The organism is Variovorax sp. YR266 (genome assembly GCF_900107295.1).
Classification (GTDB): domain Bacteria; phylum Pseudomonadota; class Gammaproteobacteria; order Burkholderiales; family Burkholderiaceae_C; genus Variovorax.
In genome coordinates, this window is the sequence record NZ_FNPM01000005.1 from 249,299 (window position 1) to 269,844 (window position 20,546).

Annotated in this window: 21 protein-coding genes; 16 read left to right on the top strand and 5 right to left on the bottom strand. The window is 67.6% G+C overall.

Translation table 11 applies throughout. From position 1 onward, the window contains the following. The gene (locus BLW48_RS15530) at positions 1-1,569 is read left to right on the top strand and encodes a tripartite tricarboxylate transporter permease (protein WP_093055914.1); all 1,569 of its coding nucleotides are present in this window, start codon (positions 1-3) and stop codon (positions 1,567-1,569) included. A 62-nt stretch (positions 1,570-1,631) separates the two neighbouring features. On the opposite strand, the gene BLW48_RS15535 is transcribed toward BLW48_RS15530, so the two are convergent. The 4 genes from BLW48_RS15535 to BLW48_RS15550 are packed head-to-tail and all read right to left on the bottom strand — an operon-like array spanning position 1,632 to position 4,374. Continuing rightward, positions 1,632-2,555: a pirin family protein gene (locus BLW48_RS15535; protein ID WP_093055912.1), complete on the bottom strand. Its 924-nt coding sequence runs from the start codon at positions 2,553-2,555 to the stop codon at positions 1,632-1,634. A 29-nt stretch (positions 2,556-2,584) separates the two neighbouring features. Then, the gene (locus tag BLW48_RS15540; RefSeq protein WP_093055910.1) at positions 2,585-3,136 is read right to left on the bottom strand and encodes a flavodoxin family protein; all 552 of its coding nucleotides are present in this window, start codon (positions 3,134-3,136) and stop codon (positions 2,585-2,587) included. A 34-nt stretch (positions 3,137-3,170) separates the two neighbouring features. After that, complete coding sequence (locus tag BLW48_RS15545) at positions 3,171-3,638, bottom strand: DoxX family protein (protein ID WP_093176003.1); 468 nt, start codon at positions 3,636-3,638, stop codon at positions 3,171-3,173. Between the two features lie 34 nt (positions 3,639-3,672). Next, on the bottom strand, positions 3,673-4,374 hold the full coding sequence (locus BLW48_RS15550) for a pirin family protein (protein ID WP_093055906.1): 702 nt from the start codon (positions 4,372-4,374) through the stop codon (positions 3,673-3,675). Between the two features lie 160 nt (positions 4,375-4,534). Here BLW48_RS15550 and BLW48_RS15555 point away from each other — a divergent pair, with 160 nt between their 5' ends. The 5 genes from BLW48_RS15555 (at position 4,535) to BLW48_RS15575 (ending at position 9,739) form a co-directional block, all read left to right on the top strand. Beyond that, positions 4,535-5,488, top strand: a complete 954-nt coding sequence (locus BLW48_RS15555; protein WP_093176006.1) for a LysR family transcriptional regulator — start codon at positions 4,535-4,537, stop codon at positions 5,486-5,488. 130 nt (positions 5,489-5,618) lie between these two features. Further along, positions 5,619-6,722, top strand: a complete 1,104-nt coding sequence (locus tag BLW48_RS15560) for an NAD(P)/FAD-dependent oxidoreductase (RefSeq protein WP_093176008.1) — start codon at positions 5,619-5,621, stop codon at positions 6,720-6,722. 7 nt (positions 6,723-6,729) lie between these two features. Then, complete coding sequence (gluQRS, locus tag BLW48_RS15565; protein WP_093176011.1) at positions 6,730-7,692, top strand: tRNA glutamyl-Q(34) synthetase GluQRS; 963 nt, start codon at positions 6,730-6,732, stop codon at positions 7,690-7,692. Further along, positions 7,689-8,459: a tRNA (guanosine(46)-N7)-methyltransferase TrmB gene (gene trmB / locus BLW48_RS15570; protein WP_093176013.1), complete on the top strand. Its 771-nt coding sequence runs from the start codon at positions 7,689-7,691 to the stop codon at positions 8,457-8,459. Before gluQRS ends, trmB begins: the two co-directional genes overlap by 4 nt. Positions 8,460-8,572: 113 nt before the next feature. After that, the gene (locus BLW48_RS15575) at positions 8,573-9,739 is read left to right on the top strand and encodes an ABC transporter substrate-binding protein (RefSeq protein ID WP_093176016.1); all 1,167 of its coding nucleotides are present in this window, start codon (positions 8,573-8,575) and stop codon (positions 9,737-9,739) included. Between the two features lie 15 nt (positions 9,740-9,754). Here the strand turns inward: BLW48_RS15575 and BLW48_RS15580 are convergent, their stop codons facing one another. Beyond that, positions 9,755-10,477, bottom strand: a complete 723-nt coding sequence (locus BLW48_RS15580) for a Crp/Fnr family transcriptional regulator (protein ID WP_093055895.1) — start codon at positions 10,475-10,477, stop codon at positions 9,755-9,757. 120 nt (positions 10,478-10,597) lie between these two features. On the opposite strand from BLW48_RS15580, the gene BLW48_RS15585 reads away from it, so the two are divergent. The 10 genes from BLW48_RS15585 to BLW48_RS15630 all read left to right on the top strand — a co-directional run bounded on the left by BLW48_RS15585 (position 10,598) and on the right by BLW48_RS15630 (position 20,463). Beyond that, positions 10,598-11,188 (top strand): HD domain-containing protein, encoded by a 591-nt coding sequence (locus BLW48_RS15585; protein WP_093176018.1) that lies wholly within the window; start codon positions 10,598-10,600, stop codon positions 11,186-11,188. 18 nt (positions 11,189-11,206) lie between these two features. Next, a complete protein-coding gene (locus tag BLW48_RS15590) occupies positions 11,207-11,974 on the top strand; it encodes a class II aldolase/adducin family protein (RefSeq protein WP_093055891.1) in 768 nt (255 codons plus the stop codon). Between the two features lie 108 nt (positions 11,975-12,082). Continuing rightward, complete coding sequence (locus tag BLW48_RS15595) at positions 12,083-12,961, top strand: bile acid:sodium symporter family protein (protein WP_093176020.1); 879 nt, start codon at positions 12,083-12,085, stop codon at positions 12,959-12,961. 7 nt (positions 12,962-12,968) lie between these two features. Beyond that, entirely contained in the window at positions 12,969-13,895 is a 927-nt protein-coding gene (locus BLW48_RS15600; protein WP_093055887.1) for a LysR family transcriptional regulator, read from the top strand. Between the two features lie 77 nt (positions 13,896-13,972). Next, a complete protein-coding gene (gene tcuA, locus BLW48_RS15605) occupies positions 13,973-15,400 on the top strand; it encodes an FAD-dependent tricarballylate dehydrogenase TcuA (protein WP_093176022.1) in 1,428 nt (475 codons plus the stop codon). Further along, a complete protein-coding gene (gene tcuB, locus BLW48_RS15610; RefSeq protein WP_093176025.1) occupies positions 15,384-16,613 on the top strand; it encodes a tricarballylate utilization 4Fe-4S protein TcuB in 1,230 nt (409 codons plus the stop codon). Before tcuA ends, tcuB begins: the two co-directional genes overlap by 17 nt. A 29-nt stretch (positions 16,614-16,642) precedes the next feature. Continuing rightward, positions 16,643-17,431, top strand: a complete 789-nt coding sequence (locus BLW48_RS15615) for a class II aldolase/adducin family protein (RefSeq protein ID WP_093055881.1) — start codon at positions 16,643-16,645, stop codon at positions 17,429-17,431. A 32-nt stretch (positions 17,432-17,463) separates the two neighbouring features. Further along, positions 17,464-18,447: a Bug family tripartite tricarboxylate transporter substrate binding protein gene (locus tag BLW48_RS15620; RefSeq protein ID WP_093176028.1), complete on the top strand. Its 984-nt coding sequence runs from the start codon at positions 17,464-17,466 to the stop codon at positions 18,445-18,447. Further along, positions 18,444-19,421 carry a D-2-hydroxyacid dehydrogenase gene (locus tag BLW48_RS15625; protein WP_093176030.1) on the top strand — a complete coding sequence of 326 codons (978 nt, stop codon included), beginning with the start codon at positions 18,444-18,446 and terminating at the stop codon, positions 19,419-19,421. The genes BLW48_RS15620 and BLW48_RS15625 overlap by 4 nt, the downstream gene beginning before the upstream one ends. A 52-nt stretch (positions 19,422-19,473) precedes the next feature. After that, positions 19,474-20,463 (top strand): tripartite tricarboxylate transporter substrate binding protein, encoded by a 990-nt coding sequence (locus tag BLW48_RS15630; protein ID WP_093176033.1) that lies wholly within the window; start codon positions 19,474-19,476, stop codon positions 20,461-20,463. Positions 20,464-20,546 lie beyond the last annotated feature (83 nt).

The following is a 20,546-nucleotide window of genomic DNA, read 5'->3' on the forward strand; positions in this document are numbered from 1 at the left end:
ATGATCGGTCAATCGCTCCACGACCTCTGGTTCGGCTTCGGCGTGGCCTTCCAGGGCTCGAACCTGATGTGGTCCTTCTTCGGCGTGCTGGTGGGCAACCTGATCGGCGTGCTGCCGGGCATGGGCGCGCTGCAGGCCATCTCGATCCTGCTGCCGCTCACCTACGTGATGCATCCGGTGCCCGCCATCCTGATGCTGGCCGGCATCTTCTACGGCTCGCAGTACGGCGGCGCCATCGGCGCCATCCTGATGAACATGCCGTCGCACCCGCCGCATGCGGTGACCTGTCTGGACGGGTACCCGATGACCAAGCAGGGCAAAGGGGGCGTCGCGCTAGGGGTGACGATGATCGCCTCGTTCTTCGCGGCGTCCGTCGGCATCATCGTGATGATCTTCGCCTCGCCCCTGCTGGTGCAGATCGCGTTCAAGTTCGGCCCGACCGAGATCTTCTCGATCATGCTGCTGGGCCTGCTCGCCGGCTCCACCATGTCGCGCGGCTCGCCGCTCAAGGGCGTGGCCATGACGCTGTTCGGCCTGCTGTGCGGCGTGGTCGGCACCGACGTGAACAGCGGCAGCTTCCGCTTCGCGTTCGGCCTGCCCGAGCTGAGCGACGGCCTCGAACTGGTGGCGATCTCGATGGGCCTGTTCGGCGTGGCCGACTTCCTGCTCAACGTGAACCGCATGAAGACCATCGGCGACACCGGCACGCTCAAGCTCAGCGACATGCGCCCGAGCAAGGAAGAGCTCAAGCGCGCCTTCCCCGCGATGATCCGCGGCACCATCGTCGGCACGGTGTTCGGCGCAATGCCCGGCACGGGCCCGACCATCACCACCTTCATTGCCTACGCGCTGGAGCGCAAGGTATCGAAGACGCCGAACAAGTTCGGCACCGGCATGATCGAAGGCGTGGCCGGCCCCGAGGCCTCGGCCCACTCGAAGACGCAGGTCGACTTCATCCCGACGATGAGCCTGGGCATTCCGGGCGACGCGGTGATGGCGCTGATCCTGGGTGCGCTGCTGATCCAGGGCATCCAGCCCGGCCCGCAGCTCATTACCGAGCATCCGGACATCTTCTGGGGCCTGATCGCCTCGTTCTGGATCGGCAACGTGATCCTCGTGATCCTGAACGTGCCGCTGATCGGCGTGTGGGTGAAACTGCTGAAGGTGCCCTACAAGTACCTGTTCCCGGCCGCGATGTTCTTCATTGCGACGGGTGTGTACAGCACGCAGAACAGCCTGTTCCAGATCTGGGAAGTGCTGGTGTTCGGCATCGTCGGCGCCCTGCTGATGTCGCTGGAATTCTCGGTCGCACCGATCTTGCTGGGCTTCGTGCTCGGGCCGATGGTGGAAGAGAACTTCCGCCGCGCGCTGCTGCTCTCGCGCGGCGACATGTCGGTGTTCGTGACACGGCCGATCAGCGGCACCTTCATCGGGCTGTGCGTGCTGCTGCTGCTGGGCGTGGGCTACTCGGCCTGGCGCGGCCGTGGCGGTCGCAAGGGCATGGTCGAGCTTCCGAAGGCACCGCCAGGTGCATCGCCGTCGGAAACTGTGGCGATCGGCAACGAGTAACCACAGAAACAAAAAGGGCCCGATACGTCGGGCCCTTTTTCATTGGCGCTCGAGTTTCAGCTTCAGACCGGCGTGGTGCCCGTATCGGGCTCGCGCACACCAAAGGGCTTGCCGGGCAGCGGAATGAATTCGGTCTCGCCGGGCACGTGGCCCATGCGCTGGGCGGCCCAATCGGAGCCGGCCTCGAGGATGCGCTCGCGCCGGCTCGATACGAAGTTCCAGGTGATGTAGCGCGGGCCGTCGAGCGGCTCGCCGCCGATCACCATCAGGCGTGCGGCGGCGCTCGCCGTGAGCACCGCGCCTTGCCCGTCGGGCAGCACGGCCATGGTGTGCGCTTCGACCGGCTCGCCATTCACGCTGACATCGGCATCGACTGCGTAGATGGCCAGCTCGGATGCGAGCGCAGGCAATTCGAAGCGCCCGCCTGCAGGCAAGGCGATGTCGAGATACACGGTCTGCGAGAGCGTCTTGACCGGCGAGCGGGCGCCAAAGGCTTCGCCCACCAGCACGCGCACCGCCACGCCCTGCTCCACCAGCTCGGGAATCGCATCGGCCGGCGTGTGCTCGAAGCTGGGTTCGGTTTCTTCATGCGCCTGCGGCAGCGCGGCCCACAGCTGCAGGCCGTGGTTCACGTAGGTGTCGGCCTTGAGGCGATCGGGCTTGCGCTCGGAGTGCACGATGCCCTTGCCGGCGGTCATCCAGTTGATGGCGCCGGGAAGAATCTCCTGCACGCTGCCCAAGCTGTCGCGATGCATCATCGCGCCCTTGAAAAGATACGTGACCGTCGAGAGGCCGATGTGCGGATGCGGCCGCACGTCGTGCTCGCTGCCCGGCTGCTCGGTGGCCGGGCCGAAATGGTCGAAGAACACGAAGGGGCCGACCGAGCGGCGCTGCGCCGCGGGCAGCAGGCGCCGCACCTTGAAGCCACCGCCGAGGTCCTTGTCGTGCGGCTTGAGCAGTTGGGTCTCGGGGGCGGTGTCGGTCATCGTGTTCTCCGTGGGGTGGCGGGTGCCGGTTATTCGCGCGATCTTGCCACTGTGGCAATGCGTTCGCCGAATGCGCGGGCCGTGTCGAAGTCGCCTTTCAGCATTTCAGCCGGGCTCGCATCGGACGGCGATTGCGTCAGCAGGCCGCCGTAGCCGCCCACATAGTTCATCGAGTCGCGCGTGGCGGCCTTGCTGTTGCTCGGCAGGATGCCCATGCTGACCCAGATGCCGCTGTGCTGCATCGCGAGCGTCCACAGATAGGTCATGGTCGTGACCTTGTCGCCGTTCATGGTGGCGCTGTTGGTGAAGCCGGCGAAGAGCTTGTCCTTCCAGCCCTGCGTGTACCAGACCTTCGACGACGCATCGGCGAACTTCTTGAACTGCCAGCTCACGCCGCCCATGTAGGTCGGCGAGCCGAAGACGATGGCGTCGGCCGCGGCCAGCAGCTCCCAGCCGCCTTCGGGCAGGTTGCCGTCCGCGTCGATGGCGAGCAGCTGGGCGCCCGCGCCGTCCGCCACGGTTTGCGCCACGCGCTGGGTGTGGCCGTAGCCGGAATGGAAGACGACGACGATGTTTGCCATGTTTGGGTGCTCCTGAGTGGGTGAGGTGTTGCGATCAGCGCTTGTCGATGCTGAAGCGGCCGGCACCGAAGCCTGCGAGGGCAAGCAGGCCGCCTGCAATGGCGATGTTCTTGTTGAAGTTGATCTGCTGCATCATTTTCATGGCGTCGGGTGCGGACCAGTACTTGTGGAAGAACAGCGCGGTCGCCACGGTGAAGATTGCCATCACGATCGCGGTCCAGCGCGTCTTGAAACCCAGCAGCAGCGCGATGCCGAGACCCAGCTCGACGATGATCGCAATGGCCGCACCCACTTCGGGCAGCGGCAGGCCGACGGACGTGATGTAGCCAACGGTGCCGCCGAAGCCCATGAGCTTGCCGATGCCGGCGGGAATGAACAGGTAGGCGATCAGGATGCGGCCGATCAGGGCCAGCGTGTCTTGTGCCGAATTGGGTGCAGTGGTTGTAGTTGCCATGATTGAAAAACTCCTCGGTTGTTGAAATTGAAAAGGGAAAAGGGACAAGAAAAGCCGGGCGGCAAGCGCCCGGCAAGGGAGATCAGGCGGCCAGGTCGAACACCAGCACTTCGGCGTCCTTGCCGGCGCCCAGCGTCAGTTGCGATTCGCCTTCCAGCATCGCGGCGTCACCGCCCACGAGCTTCTGGCCGTTCACTTCGAGCTCACCGCGCACCAGGTGCACGTAGCTCTTGCGCTTCGGGTCGAGAGCCAGGCTGGCTTTTTCTTCGCCATCGAGCAGGCCGGCAAACAGGCGCGCATCGGCATGCACCGTCACCGAGCCATCGGTGCCGTCGGGCGAGGCCACGAGGCGCAGCTTGCCGCGCTTCTCGGCGTCGCTGAACTTCTTCTGCTCGTAGCCGGGCTCGATGCCGCGCACGTTCGGCTGGATCCAGATCTGCAGGAAGTGCGTGGTCTCGTCGGCCTTGTGGTTGAACTCGCTGTGCATCACGCCGCGGCCCGCGCTCATGCGCTGCACGTCGCCGGGCGGAATGCTTTCCACGTTGCCCATGCTGTCCTTGTGCGCCAGTTCGCCCGAAAGCACGTAGCTGATGATCTCCATGTCCTTGTGGCCGTGGGTGCCGAAACCGGCGCCCGCCGCCACGCGGTCTTCGTTGATCACCCGCAGGTTGCCGAAGCCCATGTGCTCCGGGTCGTAATAGTTGGCGAAAGAAAAGCTGTGGAACGAGCGCAGCCAGCCATGGTCGGCATAACCGCGTTCCTGTGATTTACGGACTTGCAACATCGTCGAACTCCTTCGGCCCTGCCCTGTGGGGGTGTGCGGGCCTTTTTCGTATGCCGCGCCGGATGCGCAGCGGATGTAAAGAACTTTAGGTCCGCACCCCATTCGGAAAGACGCCGCAGTTTGATGGCACCATTCAAATAATTTGATCAATGGAGCCACCATGCCCAGCCCCCGTGACGTGCTGACCCCCGACGCCCTCTCCATGCTCCAGACCGTGGCCAGCACCGGCAGCTTTGCCGCCGCCGCCCGCGCCCTCGACCTGGTGCCCAGCGCGCTGAGCTACCGGGTGCGCCAGATCGAGGACGCGCTCGACGTGCTGCTGTTCGACCGCAGCGCCCGCCAGGCCAAGGTGACCGAGGCCGGCGCCGAGCTGCTGCGCGAGGCCGACCGGCTGCTCAACGAGATCGACGCAGTGGCCAACCGCGTGAAGCGCGTGGCCACCGGCTGGGAGCCGATGCTGACCATCGCGGTCGACAGCGTGATCGCGCGCGACCCGCTGCTCGACCTGGCCACAGCCTTCTTCGCGCTGGAGCCGCCCACGCGGCTCAAGCTGCGCGACGAGACGCTGCTGGGCACCATCGAGGCGCTGACCAGCGGCGAGGCTGACCTGGCCATCGGCGCGGTGCTCGATGCCGCGAGCCTGGCACTCACCGCCACGGGCATCCGCACCCGGCCGATCGGCGAGCTGCGCTTCGTCTATGCGGTGGCGCCCCACCATCCGCTGGCGCGCCTGGCCCAGCCGCTGAGCGACGCGGTGATGCGGCAGCACCGCGCGGTGGCCGCGGCCGATTCGGCGCGGCACGGGCCGAGCATGACGGTGAACCTCATGGGCGGGCAGGACGTGCTCACCGTGCCGAGCATGCAGGCCAAGATCGCGGCGCAGTTGCATGGGCTGGGTGGCGGCTTTCTGCCTGAGCCGATGGCGCGGCCGTACATCGAGGCCGGGCATCTGGTCGAGCTGAAGACCGAGCGCATGCCGCCAATGGGAACGATGCATTGCGCATGGCGCGTGCGCAGCGCGGGCAAGCCGGGGCGGGCGCTCGAATGGTGGCTGGCGCAGTTCGAGCATGAAGGCACGCGGCGTGCGCTGCTCGAGCGGCATCGGGGTCGATGAGGGGTTGACGAGTATTGCCGAGGATTCGCGCAGCGCCGCTAAGGGTGTGTCCTCAGGCGAAGCGGCTCTCGGACCGATGTAGAGTGCAGACACATCCAACCGCATTCCATCCAGAAGAAAAGAGTTCGTCATGAGCACTCGCGCAACTGCAAAGAAGCCGGCCAAGGCCGCCGACCGTCACCGAACCCCAGCCACCCCGCGCGTGCCGCGCAATTTCGCCGTCATCGGCGCCGGCATCGCCGGGGTGGCTTGTGCACGAACGCTGGTGCAGGCCGGCCACAAGGTCACGCTGTTCGAACGCGAAGCCACGGCCGGCGGGCGCATGGCGAGCATCGACACCGCCTTCGGCCGCTTCGACAGCGGCGCGCAGTACTTCACCGTGCGCGACCCGCGCTTTGCGCTGGCGCTCGAAAGCACGCCCGGCCTGTGCAAGCGCTGGAGCGCCAACCTCGTGCGCGTGCTCGACGCCCATGGCCGCGTGGCCGAGGCGGCCCTTCCCTCGCTCGAGCCCCACTGGGTGGCGCAGCCCGGCATGGACGCGCTGGCCGCCCACTGGGCCAAGCCGCTGGGCGACAGCCTCATTACCGGCACGCAGGTCACGCAGATCGAGCCCGATGCGCTCGATGCGAAGCGCTGGCAACTGCGCACCGCGGGCGCCGACGATTCGCAACACGTGTATTCCGGCTTCGACGCCGTGCTGCTCGCCGTGCCGCCCGCACGCACCCGTGCACTGCTGGGCGACGGCAAGCTCTCGGCCACGCTCAGCCGCAAGATCGAACCCGTGCGCATCGCGCCCTGCTGGACGCTGATGGTCGCTTACCCCCAGGCCAACCAGCCCACCATGTCGCACCTTGGCCCGCAATGGAATGCAGCCCGCAGCACCCACCACCGCGTGGCGTGGCTGGCGCGCGAATCGTCCAAGCCCGGCCGCGAGCCCATCGAGCGCTGGACGCTGCAGGCCAGCGCCACGTGGTCTCAAGAGCATCTGCGCGACACGCCCGCGCGCGTCGAAGCCAAGCTGCTGCGCGCCTTCGCCGAGATCACCGGCATCCACGCCACGCCCGCGCACGCCCAGGCCCTGTGCTGGAACGAAGCGCAGACGCAGGTGCCCGTGGGCACGACGCACCTCTGGGACAGCAAGGCCCGCATCGGCGTGGCCGGCGACTGGTGCACCGGCCACCGCGTCGAAGACGCTTTCCTCTCGGGCCTGTCGCTCGCGCTCGACGTCATCTGATCGGGAGATGAGGGAGACCGGCCGCTTCGCGCCCTCGCCCACCGGCCCGTTGCATGCGGGCTCGCTGGTGGCCGCGCTCGCGAGCTGGCTCGACGTGCGCGCCCGCGGTCCGCAGGCGCGCTGGCTGATCCGCATCGAAGATGCCGACACCGAGCGCTGCCTGCCCGGCATGGGCGAGCACATCCTCCAGCAACTGGCCGACTGCGGCCTGCTGCCCGACGAAGCTCCGGTGTGGCAGACGCAGCGCACCGCGCGCTACGAAGCCGCGCTGGCGCGGCTGCAGGCGCGCGGCCTCGCCTACCCCTGCGGCTGCTCCCGCAAGGACATCAACGAAGCCCTCGCGCGACTCGGCCAGCGGCACGAGCGCCACGGCGAGCGCGTCTACCCCGGCACCTGCCGCGATGGGCTGCACGGCAAGCCCGCGCGAGCCTGGCGCTTCGCCACCGAAAAATTCGAGGCCGACCGGCCACCCACGCCGGGCGTGCCCTGGGATGAAACGGCCGATTCCGGCACGGGCAGCGAACTCTGCTGGACCGACCGCCGCCTCGGCCGCCAGTGCCAGAACGTGAGCCGTGAGGTCGGCGATTTCGTGCTGCGCCGCGCCGACGGCCCCTGGGCCTACCAGCTCGCCGTGGTGGTCGACGATGCCGAACAGGGCGTGACCGACGTGGTCCGCGGCGAAGACCTCGCCGACAACACCGCCCGCCAGATCCTGCTGCAGCGCGCGCTGGGCTTTTCCACGCCCAGCTACCTGCACACACCGCTGGTGCGCGGCGCGGACGGCGACAAGCTGTCGAAGCAGAACGGCGCAACATCCATCGACACAGGCTCCCCCGCCGCCGCGCTGGCCGCGCTCGACAGCGCCGCGCGCGTGCTCGGATTGCGGCGCACCACGGGCGCCAACTGCGCGGACGCCCTGGCCGGTTGGGTGCCCGAATGGCGCGCTCTCTACAATTCGCGGCCTCCATGAACTTTCCCGACACCGTGCCCAACGACATCCCGCGCAGCGAAGATGCGCCCACTCCAGACGCCAGCGACGAAGAAGAAGCGGCCAAGCCACACCCGCTGCACCGCCGCCTCAAGAGCTTCGTCAAGCGCGCCGGCCGCACCACCGAAGGCCAGGCACGCGCCTTCTCCGAACTGGGCCCGCTGTTTCTCGTGCCCTACAAGCCCGAACCCCTCGACCTGACTGTGGCCTTCGGCGGCCGCGCCGGCCCGACCGTGCTGGAAATCGGCTTCGGCATGGGCGAGGCCACGGCGCACATCGCGACCGTGCTGCCCGAAACCAATTTCTTCTGCTGCGAAGTGCACGAACCCGGCGTGGGCGCGCTGCTCAAGCGCATCGGCGAGCAGTCGCTGTCGAACATCCGCATCTGCGCGCACGACGCGGTCGACGTGCTCGACCACATGCTGCAGCCCGGCACACTTGCCGGCGTGCATGTGTTCTTCCCCGACCCGTGGCACAAGAAGCGCCACAACAAGCGCCGCCTGATCCAGCCCGAGTTCGTGACCAAGCTCGCGCAGCACTTGCGCCCCGGCGGTTACATCCACTGCGCCACCGACTGGCAGCCCTACGCCGAGCAGATGCTCGAAGTGCTCGCGGCCGAGCCGCTGCTGCGCAACACCGCCGAGGCCTACGCACCCAAGCCCGAATACCGCCCCCTCACCAAGTTCGAGAACCGCGGCATCAAGCTGGGGCATGGGGTGTGGGACCTGGTGTTCGAACGCGCGGCCTGAGCGGCCTCGGCCCTTCCTGGGCCCTCTCATCAGGGAATTCCGCCCCGGCACCCGACTTCCCCCCTGGCCCCGTTATTGCTACACTTTTTTACTAATGTGAAAGAAGGTGTCCAATGAACCCATCTCGCAGGGAATGGTTGAGCAAGGCGGCGTGGGGCGCACTGGCGCTGGGAAGCGGCATCGCCCACCCCGTCATGGCCCAGTCCACGCGCGCGGCGGGCGGCACACCGCGTGTCGTGCTGCTCGGGCAATCGGTGCCTCTCACCGGCAGTGCCTACGAAATAGGCACCGCCTTCGCCGCCGGCAGCCGCCTCGCGGTGAGCGACTTCAACGACAAGAACGCCGCCACCGGCCTGCAGCTGAAGCTGCTTCAGCTCGACGACGGCTACGACGCGGCCCGCGCCGCCGCCAACGCGCGCACCCTGCTCACCACCAACAAGGCCGACATGCTCTTCGGCTTCGTCGGCACGGCCAGCAGCGAGGCCGGCGCGAACGTCGCCACGCAGCAGGGCAGCCTGCTGTTCGCGCCCTTCGCGGCCTCCGACACGCTGCGCGGCGCCGAACACCCCAACGTGTTCCATGTGCGGCCCGGCATGATCGACGAGGCCCTGAAGATCGTGAAGCAGTGCGCCACCGTGGGGCAGACCCGCATCGCGCTGGTGGGCGACGACGACGCCATGGGCCGCGCCGGCCTGGCGGCCGTCGAGCAGGCCATCATCGAGCTCAGGCTCACGCCGCTGGTCGCGAGCGCGCTGGTGCCACCCACCGGCAACAAGCTCGATGCAGCCCTGAAGACGGTGCAGCAGCAATCGCCCCAGGCCATCGTGCTGGTGTCGCTCTCGGGCACCACGGCCAACGCCATCCGCGCGCTGCGCAAGAGCGGTTATTCGGGCAGCTTCATGGCTTTTTCCATCGTCGGCATCGACCCGCTCTACGCCACGCTGGGCAAGGACATCGGCGGCATCGTGATCTCGCAGGTGGTGCCGTCGCCGCGGCCCTCGGCCATTCCCATCGTCAAGGAATACCTCGCGGCCGTGGACAACTCCGACCAGACCGCGTCGTACGAAGGCCTCGAAGGCTTCATCGCCGCCAAGGCGGCTGGCGAAGCGGTGCGCCGCGCCGGCCGCGGCTTCAACACCGCGAGCCTGCAGCGCGTGATGTCGGGCATGACCGACTACGACGTGGGCGGCTTCCGCATCAACCTGCGCCCGGGCCTGCGCGACAGCGTGCGCAACATCGACCTGATCAGCATCTCCGCCGACGGCCGGGTCTTGCGCTGACGGCAGCAGGCGGGCCTAGCCCGTGCTCACCAGCTTCTGCAGCGCATCGAGCGACAACAGCTCGATGCGCCCGTAGCCCAGCGAGACGACGCCCTCGCCCGCCAGCGCATTGAGTTCCTTCGACAGCGTCTGGCGCGTCACGCCGAGCATCATCGCCAGCGCTTCCTGCGGCAGTTGCAGTTCGTGCCGCAGGTGCACCGACTGCGTGGCATCGCCGCGCGCCAGCACCAGCAGCCGGTGCGCCACGCGGGCGCGCAGGCTGCGCAGCGTGGCGTCTTCGGCCAGCCCGTAGAGCATGCGCACGCGCGCCGCGAGCATCGCGGCGATGGCGTTGGAAAAGACCACGTCGCGCATCAGCTGCACGAAGGCCTCGGGCGGCACCATCAGCAGGTCGAGCGCCTCCAGCGCGGTGGCGTCGTGCGTGCGCGGCGAGCCGTCGATCAGCGTGATTTCGCCGAACCAGTTGCCGGGCTCCAGCACCGCGAGGATGGCCTCGCGCCCGTCCTGGCGCAGCGATGAAATCTTGATGGTGCCCGCCACCAGCCCGTAGAAGCCGCCGCCCGCCGCGTGAATGGGATCGCCCTGGCGGAACACCATTGCGCCGCGCCGCACGTGGTGGAGTTCGGCCGCGCCCAGCAGCGCCTCGCGCTGGGCGCGCGGCATGCTCATGAACCACGGATTGCCCTCCAGTGCGGCGCGGTGCGCAGCGGAAAGACGCGGTCTAGGGGAGGCAGCCATGGGCATGAACCGCTGCGAGGCGGGGGTTTACCAGAACCCCACATTGTCAAATTCTTGACAGTTCAAGGTCAAGCGCAGGCATACAGTGGCCGGCACCCCACAAGAACGGAGACCCCAGCGATGAACGCACGCGCAAGTTTCAAGAGCATGCAGGAAAGCACGCGCGAAGACTGGCAATTGATCGGCGGCGAATTCATGCAGTTCACGACCGGCCTGCCGGCGCGCGTGATCAAGCACCTGCAGATTCTCGAAGGCGACTACGGCGGCTTTCCGGTCGACCGCTACACCCACTCGCTGCAGACCGCCACCCGCGCCCTGCGCGACGGCCGCGACGAGGAGTACGTCGTGTGCGCGCTGCTGCACGACATCGGCGACACGCTGGGCAGCTTCAACCACCCCGACATCGCCGCCGCCATCCTCAAGCCCTTCGTGAGCGAAGCCAACCACTGGATGGTGCAGAACCACGGCATCTTCCAGGGCCACTACTTCTTTCACCACATCGGCCTGGACCGCGACATGCGCGACAACTTCAAGGGCCACCCGCACTACGAGCGCACGGCCGAGTTCTGCGCGCTCTACGACAACCCCGCCTTCGACCCCAAGGCCGAGACGCTGCCCATCAGCGAGTTCGAGCCCATGCTGCGCCGCGTGATGGCGCAGCCGAAGCAGAGCATCTACAAGGCCGCGCTGACCGAACCCGCGGCCGCCTGACATCGACAAGAGGAAACCATGAACGCCTTCTCCCAACCCGAAATCCAGAAGCTCGTCTCCGCCGAGGAGTGGCAGCTTCGCGTCGACCTCGCCGCCTGCTACCGCCTGGTGGCGCTCTACGGCTGGAGCGACCTCGTGTTCACGCACATCAGCGCGCGCATTCCCGGCCCCGAGCACCACTTCCTGATCAACCCCTACGGCCTGATGTTCGACGAGATCACCGCGTCGAGCCTGGTCAAGGTCGACCAGCAGTGCAACAAGATCATCGACTCGCCCTACCCCGTGAACCCGGCGGGCTTCGTCATTCACAGCGCAGTGCACGCCGCGCGCGAAGACATCCAGTGCGTGCTGCACACCCACACCAAGGCCGGCATCGCCGTCAGCGCGCAGAAGAACGGCGTGCTGCCCATCAGCCAGCAATCGACCTTCGTGCTGGCCTCGCTGGCCTATCACGACTACGAAGGCGTGGCCTTCCGCGACGACGAGAAGCCGCGCCTGCAGGCCGACATGGGCAGCGCCAACTTCCTCATGCTGCGCAACCACGGCCTGCTGACCTGCGGCAAGACCATTGCCGACGCCTTTCTTTCGATGTACACCTTCGAGAACACCTGCCAGATCCAGATTGCGGCGCAATCGGGCGGCAGCGAACTCACGCAAGTCAACCCGAAGATCGTCGAGGGCGTAGGCCAGGCGATGAAGGTGCAGACCGGTGGCCTGGGCGGCCAGTTCGTCTGGCCTTCGCTGATCCGCAAGCTCGACCGCATCGACGACAGCTACAAACAATAAGACAGCGTCGAACCCGGTTTCCACGGCTGCCAGCGCCTGCACGACAGGTGCTGGCGGCTATTTTTTTACCGCCCCAAAACTACAAGAACCACCGAGGAGACAAACCCAATGGACGCCACCGTCATCGTCACCCGCTTCCTGTTCGGCGCGCTCGCGCTCGTGATGTTCGGGCTCGGGCTTTCGCTTTCGCTCGCCGACTTCAGGCGCCTCTTCAAGCACCCGAAGGCCGTGACCATCGCGCTCGTGCTGCAGGTCATCGGCCTGCCGCTGGCTTGCTACGCGATCATCGTGGGCTTCGGCCTGTCGCCCGTGTTCGCGGTCGGGCTGATGCTGCTCGCGGCCTCGCCCGGCGGCATCTCGGCCAACCTGTTCTCGCACCTGTTCGGCGGCAACGTGGCGATGAACATCTCGCTGACGGCCGTGAACACGCTGCTGTCCATCGTCACGCTGCCGCTCATCGCGAACTGGGCCATCGGGCACTTCGCTCAAGGCGGCCAGGTGGTGCCGCTGCAGACGCGCAAGCTGGTGGAGGTGATCGCCATCGTGCTGGTGCCGGTGGCCATCGGCATGTTCGTGGCCTCGCGCAGCCCCGGCTTCGCGGCGCGCATGGAAAAGCCGACCAAGATCTTCAGCGGCGTCGTGCTCGCGGTGGTGACGGTGCTCGCCATCACCAACGAGTGGAAGACCATGGCCGCCACCTTCGCCGAGATCGGTGTGCCGGTGCTGCTGTTCAATCTCGTGAGCCTGCTCGCGGGCTACTACCTGAGCCGCGCCGCGGGCCTCGACAAGCCGCTGGCCACCGCCATCAGCTACGAGATCGGCATCCACAACTCCACGCTCGCGATCTTCATCGCGGTGAGCGTGCTCGGCAGCTTCCAGCTCGCGCTGCCGGCGGCCATCTACTCGGTGGTGATGTACATCACCGCGCCGCTGTTCGGCTGGCTGCTGTTGCGTCGGCCCGCACCGGCCGCCGTGCCTGCGCGATGATCGGGCGATGGAACTCCGGCAACTGCGCTACTTCGTCAAGGTCTGCGAGCTTCGCAGCATGGGCCGCGCGGCGGTCGAGCTGGGCGTCGTTACCTCGGCGCTGAGCCAGCAGATCAGCCGGCTCGAAAGCGAGTTGTCCACCCGGCTGCTGCAGCGCAGCTCGACCGGCGTTGCGCCCACCGATGCGGGCGTGGCCTTTCTCCACCAGGCCCAGCTCACGCTGCGCCATGCCGACGACGCGGTACGCGCCGCGCAACAGGCGCGGCTCTCGGGCCACGTGAGCGTGGGCCTGGCACCCACCACCGCCACGGTGCTCGGCGTGCCGCTGATGCGCGCCATGCGCGAGCGCTACCCCGAAGTGCGGCTGCACATGGTCGAAGCGCTGTCCGGTCACCTCACGACCATGCTGCAGGCGCGGCAGCTCGACCTGGCCGTTCTGTTCCAGACCGACACGCCGCGGCGCTGGAGCGTGACCCCGCTGCTGGCCGAGAAGCTCTTCGTCATTGCATCCCCCACGCTGCCGCAGCGCCCCACCGGCGCCCGCGTGCGCCTGTCGCAACTGGCCGAACTGCCGCTGATACTGCCCAGTGGCAGCCATGGTCTGCGCGCCACACTGATGGCGGCCTTCGCCCGGGCACGCATCGCGCCGCGCATCGTGGCCGAGGTCGACGGCCTCGCGCTGCTGATGGACGCGGTGCGCGCCGGCCACGGCGCCACCATCCAACCCGGCGCCGCCACCGCACGGCACGACCGCGACGACTTGCAGCTCACGCAGATCGCCGACGCGCACGTGGGCCGCCGCAACCTGCTCGTGAGCCTGTCGGACGACGAGCTCTCTCCCGCCGCGCTGGCCACCCGCGTGGTGATGGCCGACACGGCGCGCGCCCTGGTGCGCGATGGCAGTTGGACAGGAGCAAGTCTTCTCGAAAACTGAACACCCGTTGCCCGGATCGGCCTTTCGCCTGAAGGCCGGCGTGCCTAGAGTCTCCCGTATTCCAAGGAGACCCACGAGTGATAGATGTTCTGGTTGTCGGTGGCGGCAATGCCGCGCTGTGCGCCGCCCTGATGGCACGCGAGGCCGGCGCCTCGGTGCTGCTGCTCGAAGCCTCGCCCAAGGCATGGCGCGGCGGCAACTCGCAGCACACACGCAACCTGCGCTGCATGCACAACGCCCCGCAGGACGTGCTGATCGAGGCCTACCCTGAAGAGGAATACTGGCAAGACCTGCTGAAGGTGACCGGAGGCCTCACCGACGAGCATCTGGCACGCCTGGTGATTCGCGCCTCGTCGAACTGCCGCGACTGGATGCGCAGCCACGGCGTGCACTTTCAGCCGCCGCTGTCGGGCGCGCTGCACGTGGCGCGCACCAACGCCTTCTTCATGGGTGGCGGCAAGGCGCTGGTGAACGCCTATTTCCGCAGCGCCGAACGGCTGGGCGTGCAGATCCGCTACGACACGCCCGTGGCCTCGGTCGAGCTCGACGGCGACCGCTTCGTGGCCGCGCGCACCGAGGCCGGCGAGCGCATCGCAGCGAAAAGCTGCGTGCTGGCCGCAGGCGGCTTCGAGTCGAACCGCGAATGGCTGCGCGAGGCCTGGGGCCAGAACGAGCGCGGCGAATGGCCGGCCGACAACTTCCTGATCCGCGGTACGCGCTTCAACCAGGGCGTGCTGCTGAAGCACATGATCGCGGCGGGCGCAGACAGCATCGGCGATCCGTCGCAGGGCCACATGGTGGCCATCGACGCGCGCGCGCCGCTGTACGACGGCGGCATCTGCACACGCATCGACTGCGTGTCGCTGGGCGTGGTCGTCAACCGCGAGGCGAAGCGCTTCTACGACGAGGGCGAAGATTTCTGGCCCAAGCGATACGCCATCTGGGGCCGGCTCGTGGCGCAGCAGCCGGGGCAGATTGCCTGGTCGGTCATCGACCAGAAAGCGGTCGGGCGCTTCATGCCGCCGGTGTTTCCCGGCACGCAGGCGAACACGCTCGGCGAACTGGCACGCAAGATCGGCCTCGACGAAGCCACCTTCGTGCGCACGGTGGAGGACTACAACGCCGCCTGCCATGTGGGCCGCTTCGACCACACCGCGCTCGACGACTGCCACACCGAAGGCCTCGCGCCAGCCAAGACGCACTGGGCGCGCCCCATCGACACCGCACCCTTTTACGCCTACCCCGTGCGGCCCGGCATCACCTTCACCTACCTCGGCCTGAAGGTTGACGAAACGGCAGCCGTGCGCTTCGGCGGCCGGGCCAGCCCCAACCTGTTCGTGGCCGGCGAAATGATGGCCGGCAACGTGCTCGGCAAAGGCTACACGGCGGGCGTCGGCATGAGCATCGGCACGGCCTTCGGGCGCATCGCCGGCACGCAGGCCGCGAACGCGGCAAAGAACCTTTCGAAGAAATCCCCGGAGACCGCCCTTGCAGCAGCTCACTGATCTCGTCGCACGCGCCCGTGCGGATGCCGACGGCATCGGTGGCGGTGCCACGTCGCGCGTGATCCCGATACAGCCCGCCCTTCCGTTGACAGCGAGCGAAGGCGAAGTCGCCCGCATCCTGCAGATCTGCAACGCCTGCCGCTACTGCGAAGGCTTCTGCGCCGTGTTCCCGGCCATGACGCGCCGGCTCGAATTCGGCAAGGCCGACACGCACTACCTCGCCAACCTGTGCCACAACTGCGGCGCCTGCCTGCACGCCTGCCAGTACGCGCCGCCGCACGAGTTCGCGGTGAACGTGCCGCAGGCGATGGCGCAGGTGCGCATGCAGACGTATCACGACTACGCCTGGCCGCCTGCAATGGGTGCGCTCTACCAGCGCGCGGGCCTCACGGTTGCGCTCGCTCTGGCCGGCGGGCTCGCGCTCTTCCTGGTGCTGGCAGTAGCGATGTCGGGCTCGCTGCTGCACGAGCCGCTCGCGGGCAATTTCTACGCGATCTTTCCGCACAACTTTCTCGCGCTGGTGTTCGGCGCGGTGTTTCTCTTCGTGATGTTCGCGCTGGCCATGGGCGTGCGGCGCTTCTGGCGCGAGGTATCGCCGTCGCGCGACAACGTGCCTGCCGAAGTGACCGGCGTACGCAACGCAGCCAGCGCCGAGGCCGCGCAAGACGCACTGTGCCTGAAGTACCTGGGCGGCGGCCACGGCGAAGGCTGCAACAACGAAGACGACCGCTTCACCCTGTGGCGCCGGCGCTTCCACCACTTCACCTTCTACGGCTTCATGCTGTGCTTCGCGTCGACCTGCGTGGCCACGCTGTACCACTACCTGTTCAGCCTGCATGCGCCCTATGCGCTCACCAGCCTGCCCGTGCTGCTGGGCACCGCGGGCGGCATCGGCCTGGTGGTGGGCCCGGTCGGACTGCTGTGCCTCAACTTGCGGCGCGACCCGGCGCACGGCGACGTGGCGCAGCGCCCCATGGACCGCGGTTTCATCGCCCTGCTGCTGCTCACCAGCATCACCGGCCTTGCGCTGCTGGCGTGGCGCGACACGCCCTTCATGGCATTGCTGCTGGCGGTGCACCTGGGCGTGGTGATGGCGCTGTTTCTCACCCTGCCCTACGGCAAGTTCGCGCACGGCATCTTCCGCTCGGCCGCCTTGCTGAAGTTCGCCATCGAGAAGCGCCTGCCCAACCGCCTGCAGCTTGGCGCCGACTGAATGAACCCCATGCATCCGAAGGAAACCCCATGACACAACCCGGCGTACTCCAGATTCCCTCCATGAAGGGCCGATGCTCCGATGCCGAATGGCAGGCCCGCATCGACCTCGCGGCCTGCTACCGGCTGGTGGACCTCTATGGCATGTCCGACATGATGGCCAACCACATCTCCTCGCACGTGCCGGGCGAGAAAGGCGCCTTCCTCATCAACCCCTACGGAATGATGTACGAGGAGATCACCGCCTCCAGCCTCATCAAGGTCGACCAGGACGGCAACATCCTCTCGAAGCCCGACTTCGGCGAGCTGGACTACGGCATCAACAAGGCCGGCTACGTGATCCACAGCGCCGTGCACGCGGCACGGCCCGACGTGGCCTGCGTGATCCACACGCACAGCTGGGCGTCGATGGCGGTGTCGTCGCTCGAATGCGGCCTGCTGCCGCTCACGCAAACCGCCATGCGATTCCTGAAGATCGGCTACCACGACTACCAGGGCGTGGTGCTGAACACCGAGGAGCAGGCCTCGCTGCTGGCCGACCTGGGCGACCGCGAGGCCGTGATCTTCCGCAACCACGGCGCGCTGGTGGTGGGCCGCAGCGTGGGCGAAGCCTTCAACTGGATGCACCGGCTCGAGCTGGCCTGCCGCGCGCAGATCGGTGCGATGTCTTGCAACACGCTGCTAAGGGCCGTGCCGCAGCAAGTGCTGGAGGAAACCTGGAACAACTACCAGCCCGGCACGCGCCGACCCTACGGCCTCATGGAATGGCCTGCGCTGCTGCGCAAGCTCGACCGGATGGACCCGGGCTTTCGCGACTGAACACCAGACCGACTACCCACGAGAACACAACAATGACACGAGACAAGCCTTCTTCCCGCTTCTTGCAAAAGCTCTTCTGCGCCACGGCACTGCTGGCCGCCGGCCTCAACGCCACCGCACAGACGGCCTACCCGAGCAAGCCCGTGCGCGTGGTCGTCGCCTTCACAGCCGGCGGCACCACCGACATCCTCGCGCGCGCCGTCACGCAGCACATGTCGGAAAAACTCAAGCAGTCCTTCATCATCGACAACAAGCCCGGTGGCGGCGGCAACATCGGCACCGAGTTCGTGGTGCGTGCACCGGCCGACGGCTACACGCTGATCGTCAATTCGGTCGGCCCGATGGCCGTCAACCAGACGCTCTACAAGAACCTGCCCTACGAGCCGCTCACCGACCTCGTGCCGGTGGTGCAGATCGCCGACGTGCCCAACGTGCTGGTGGTGAACCCCGAGGTGCCCGCGAAGACGCTGGAGGAATTCATCGCCTACGCCAAGGCCAACCCCAACAAGCTGAACTACGGCTCCACCGGCGTCGGCACCTCGTCGCACCTGTCGAGCTACATGCTCAGCAAGCGCATCGGGGCCGAGACGCTGCACGTGCCCTACAAGGGCGCTAACGCGCTCAACGACCTGCTCGCGGGCCGCGTGCAATTCATGTTCGCCACCATTCCATCGGTCATCGCGCACATCAAGGCGGGCAAGCTCAGGGCCATTGCGGTGAGCAGCCAGAAACGCTCGCGCTCGCTGCCCGACGTACCGACCGTGGCCGAGAAGGGCTTCCCCGATTTCTCCGCCGGCTCGTGGTTCGGCTTCTTCGCGCCGAAGGGCACGCCAGCCCCGGTGATCGCGCTGCTCAACAAGTCGGTGAACGAGGCGCTGCCCTCGCTCGAGGCGCAGATGATCCGCGAGGGTGCCGACCCGGTCGGTGGCACGCCCGAGCAGTTCGGCAAGTTCACGCGCCAGGAGTACGAGAAGTGGAAGGCGATCGTGCGCGAATCGGGCGCGACGGCCGAATGAGCTCGCCGCTGCGCATCCTGATGACGCCGCAAGCAGCGGCGCTGACGACTCCCGGCCTGCCCGCGGCGCTCGGCGAACGCACGCACGTGCTGGTGAACCCGGGCGACGACGCCGACGTGGCTTTTGTCTCGCGCGACGTCACCGGCCTGTCGACCAAGCACGAGGTGCTGCCGCACACGCAGGCCTTTCACGACGCAATGCGCCACGCGCCCTCGCTGCGTTGGGTACACGCGCATTCCGCGGGCGCCGACCGGCCGGTGTACGGCGAGCTGCGGGCGCGCGGCGTGGAGGTCACGACCTCGTCGGGCGCCAACGCCGGCGTGGTCGTGCAGACCGCGCTGGCAGGCGTGCTGATGCTGGCACGGCAGTTTCCACAGCTGCTGGCCGCGCAACGCGCACGCACTTGGTCGCCGCTCATGGGCAGTGGCCTGCCGCGTGATCTTGCGGGGCAGACGGCAGTGGTCGTCGGCTGGGGGCCGATCGGGCAAGGCCTCGGTGCGCTGCTCGCGGCACTCGGGCTTCGTGTCGTGTCCGTGCGCGGGAGCGAGGCCCCGGCCGCCGTGCCGGCCCACGAGAGCGTGAGCTACGAACAGCTGCACACAGTGCTGCCGCAGGCCGACTGGCTGCTGCTGGCCTGCCCGCTGAGCGATCGCACGCGCGGCCTCATCGATGCGGCGGCGCTGGCGCGCATGCCCGCCGGTGCGCGGCTCGTGAACGTCTCTCGCGGCGAAGTGATCGACGAGCCGGCGCTCATCGATGCATTGCGCAGCGGCGCGCTGGCCGGCGCGTATCTCGACGTGTTCGCGCACGAGCCCCTGCCGACTGACTCGCCGCTGTGGAGCCTGCCGAACGTGATCGTCACGCCCCACAGCGCCGGCCATTCGGACGGCAACGAAGCGCGCGTGGCCGCGATCTTTCTCGACAACCTGCGGCGCTGGGTACGCAACCAGCCGCTGCTGAACCGCGTGGCGTGAAGCGCGCACTCTTTTCAATAGCCAATAACAACGACTCCACGACATCCAGACCATGAAATCCTCCCTCCCACGCCCCTCGACTTTTCTGCGCACCTGCATGGCCGCCCTGCTGCTGGCCACCGCCGCGGCGTCTTCCAGCGCGGCCGATTGGCCCGCCAAGCCCATCACCCTCGTCGTGCCCTTCGTGGCGGGCGGCACCACCGACATCGTCGCGCGCACCGTGGGCCAGAAGCTGTCGGAAGCGCTCAAGCAGCCGGTCATCATCGACAACCGCGGTGGCGCGGGCGGCACCGTGGGCGCGGCCATCGCGTCGAAGGCGCCGGCCGATGGCTACACGCTGTTCATGGCCACCATCGCGCATTCGATCGCGCCGGGCCTCTACAAGCGCCTGCCCTACGACTTCCAGCGCGACTTCGATCCGGTGGCGCTGGTCGCATCCACGCCCAACGTGCTGATCGTGAACGAGAAGGTGCCCGTGAAATCGGTGGCCGAACTCGTCGCTTACATCAAGGCCAACCCGGGCAAGGTCAACTACGGCTCGGCGGGCAACGGCAGCACGGAGCACATCTCGGGCGAGCTGTTTCGTTCGATGACGAAGACCGACATCGTGCACGTGCCCTACAAGGGCGGCGCGCCGATGATGGCCGACCTGATGGGCGGGCAGATCCAGATGGCCATCGAAACCAGCCCCTCGGCCGCACCACACATCCGCGCCGGCAAGGTGCAGGCGCTGGCCGTGACCACGAAGACACGTTCGCCCGCCTACCCCGGCGTACCCACGCTCGACGAGGCCGGCCTCAAGGGCTACGACATGACCACATGGTTCGCGCTCATGGCGCCGCACGGCACGCCGCCCGAGCTGGTGCAGCGCCTGAACACCGAGGTGTCGCGCGTGCTGCAGCAGCCTGACGTGGTGAAACGCTTCGAGGAACAGGGCGTGACGGCCGGCAACATGAAGCCGGCCGAGCTCGCAACCTTCATCGGCAGCGAGACGACGAAATGGGTGAAGGTGGCGAAGGATTCGGGCGCCACCGCAGAGTAAGCACGGCCCTGGCTATCGGAGAAGGCCTACGGCCAGCGCGGAAACCCGCCGAGAGGGCATGGCGGCGTTATCTGGAGAATAGG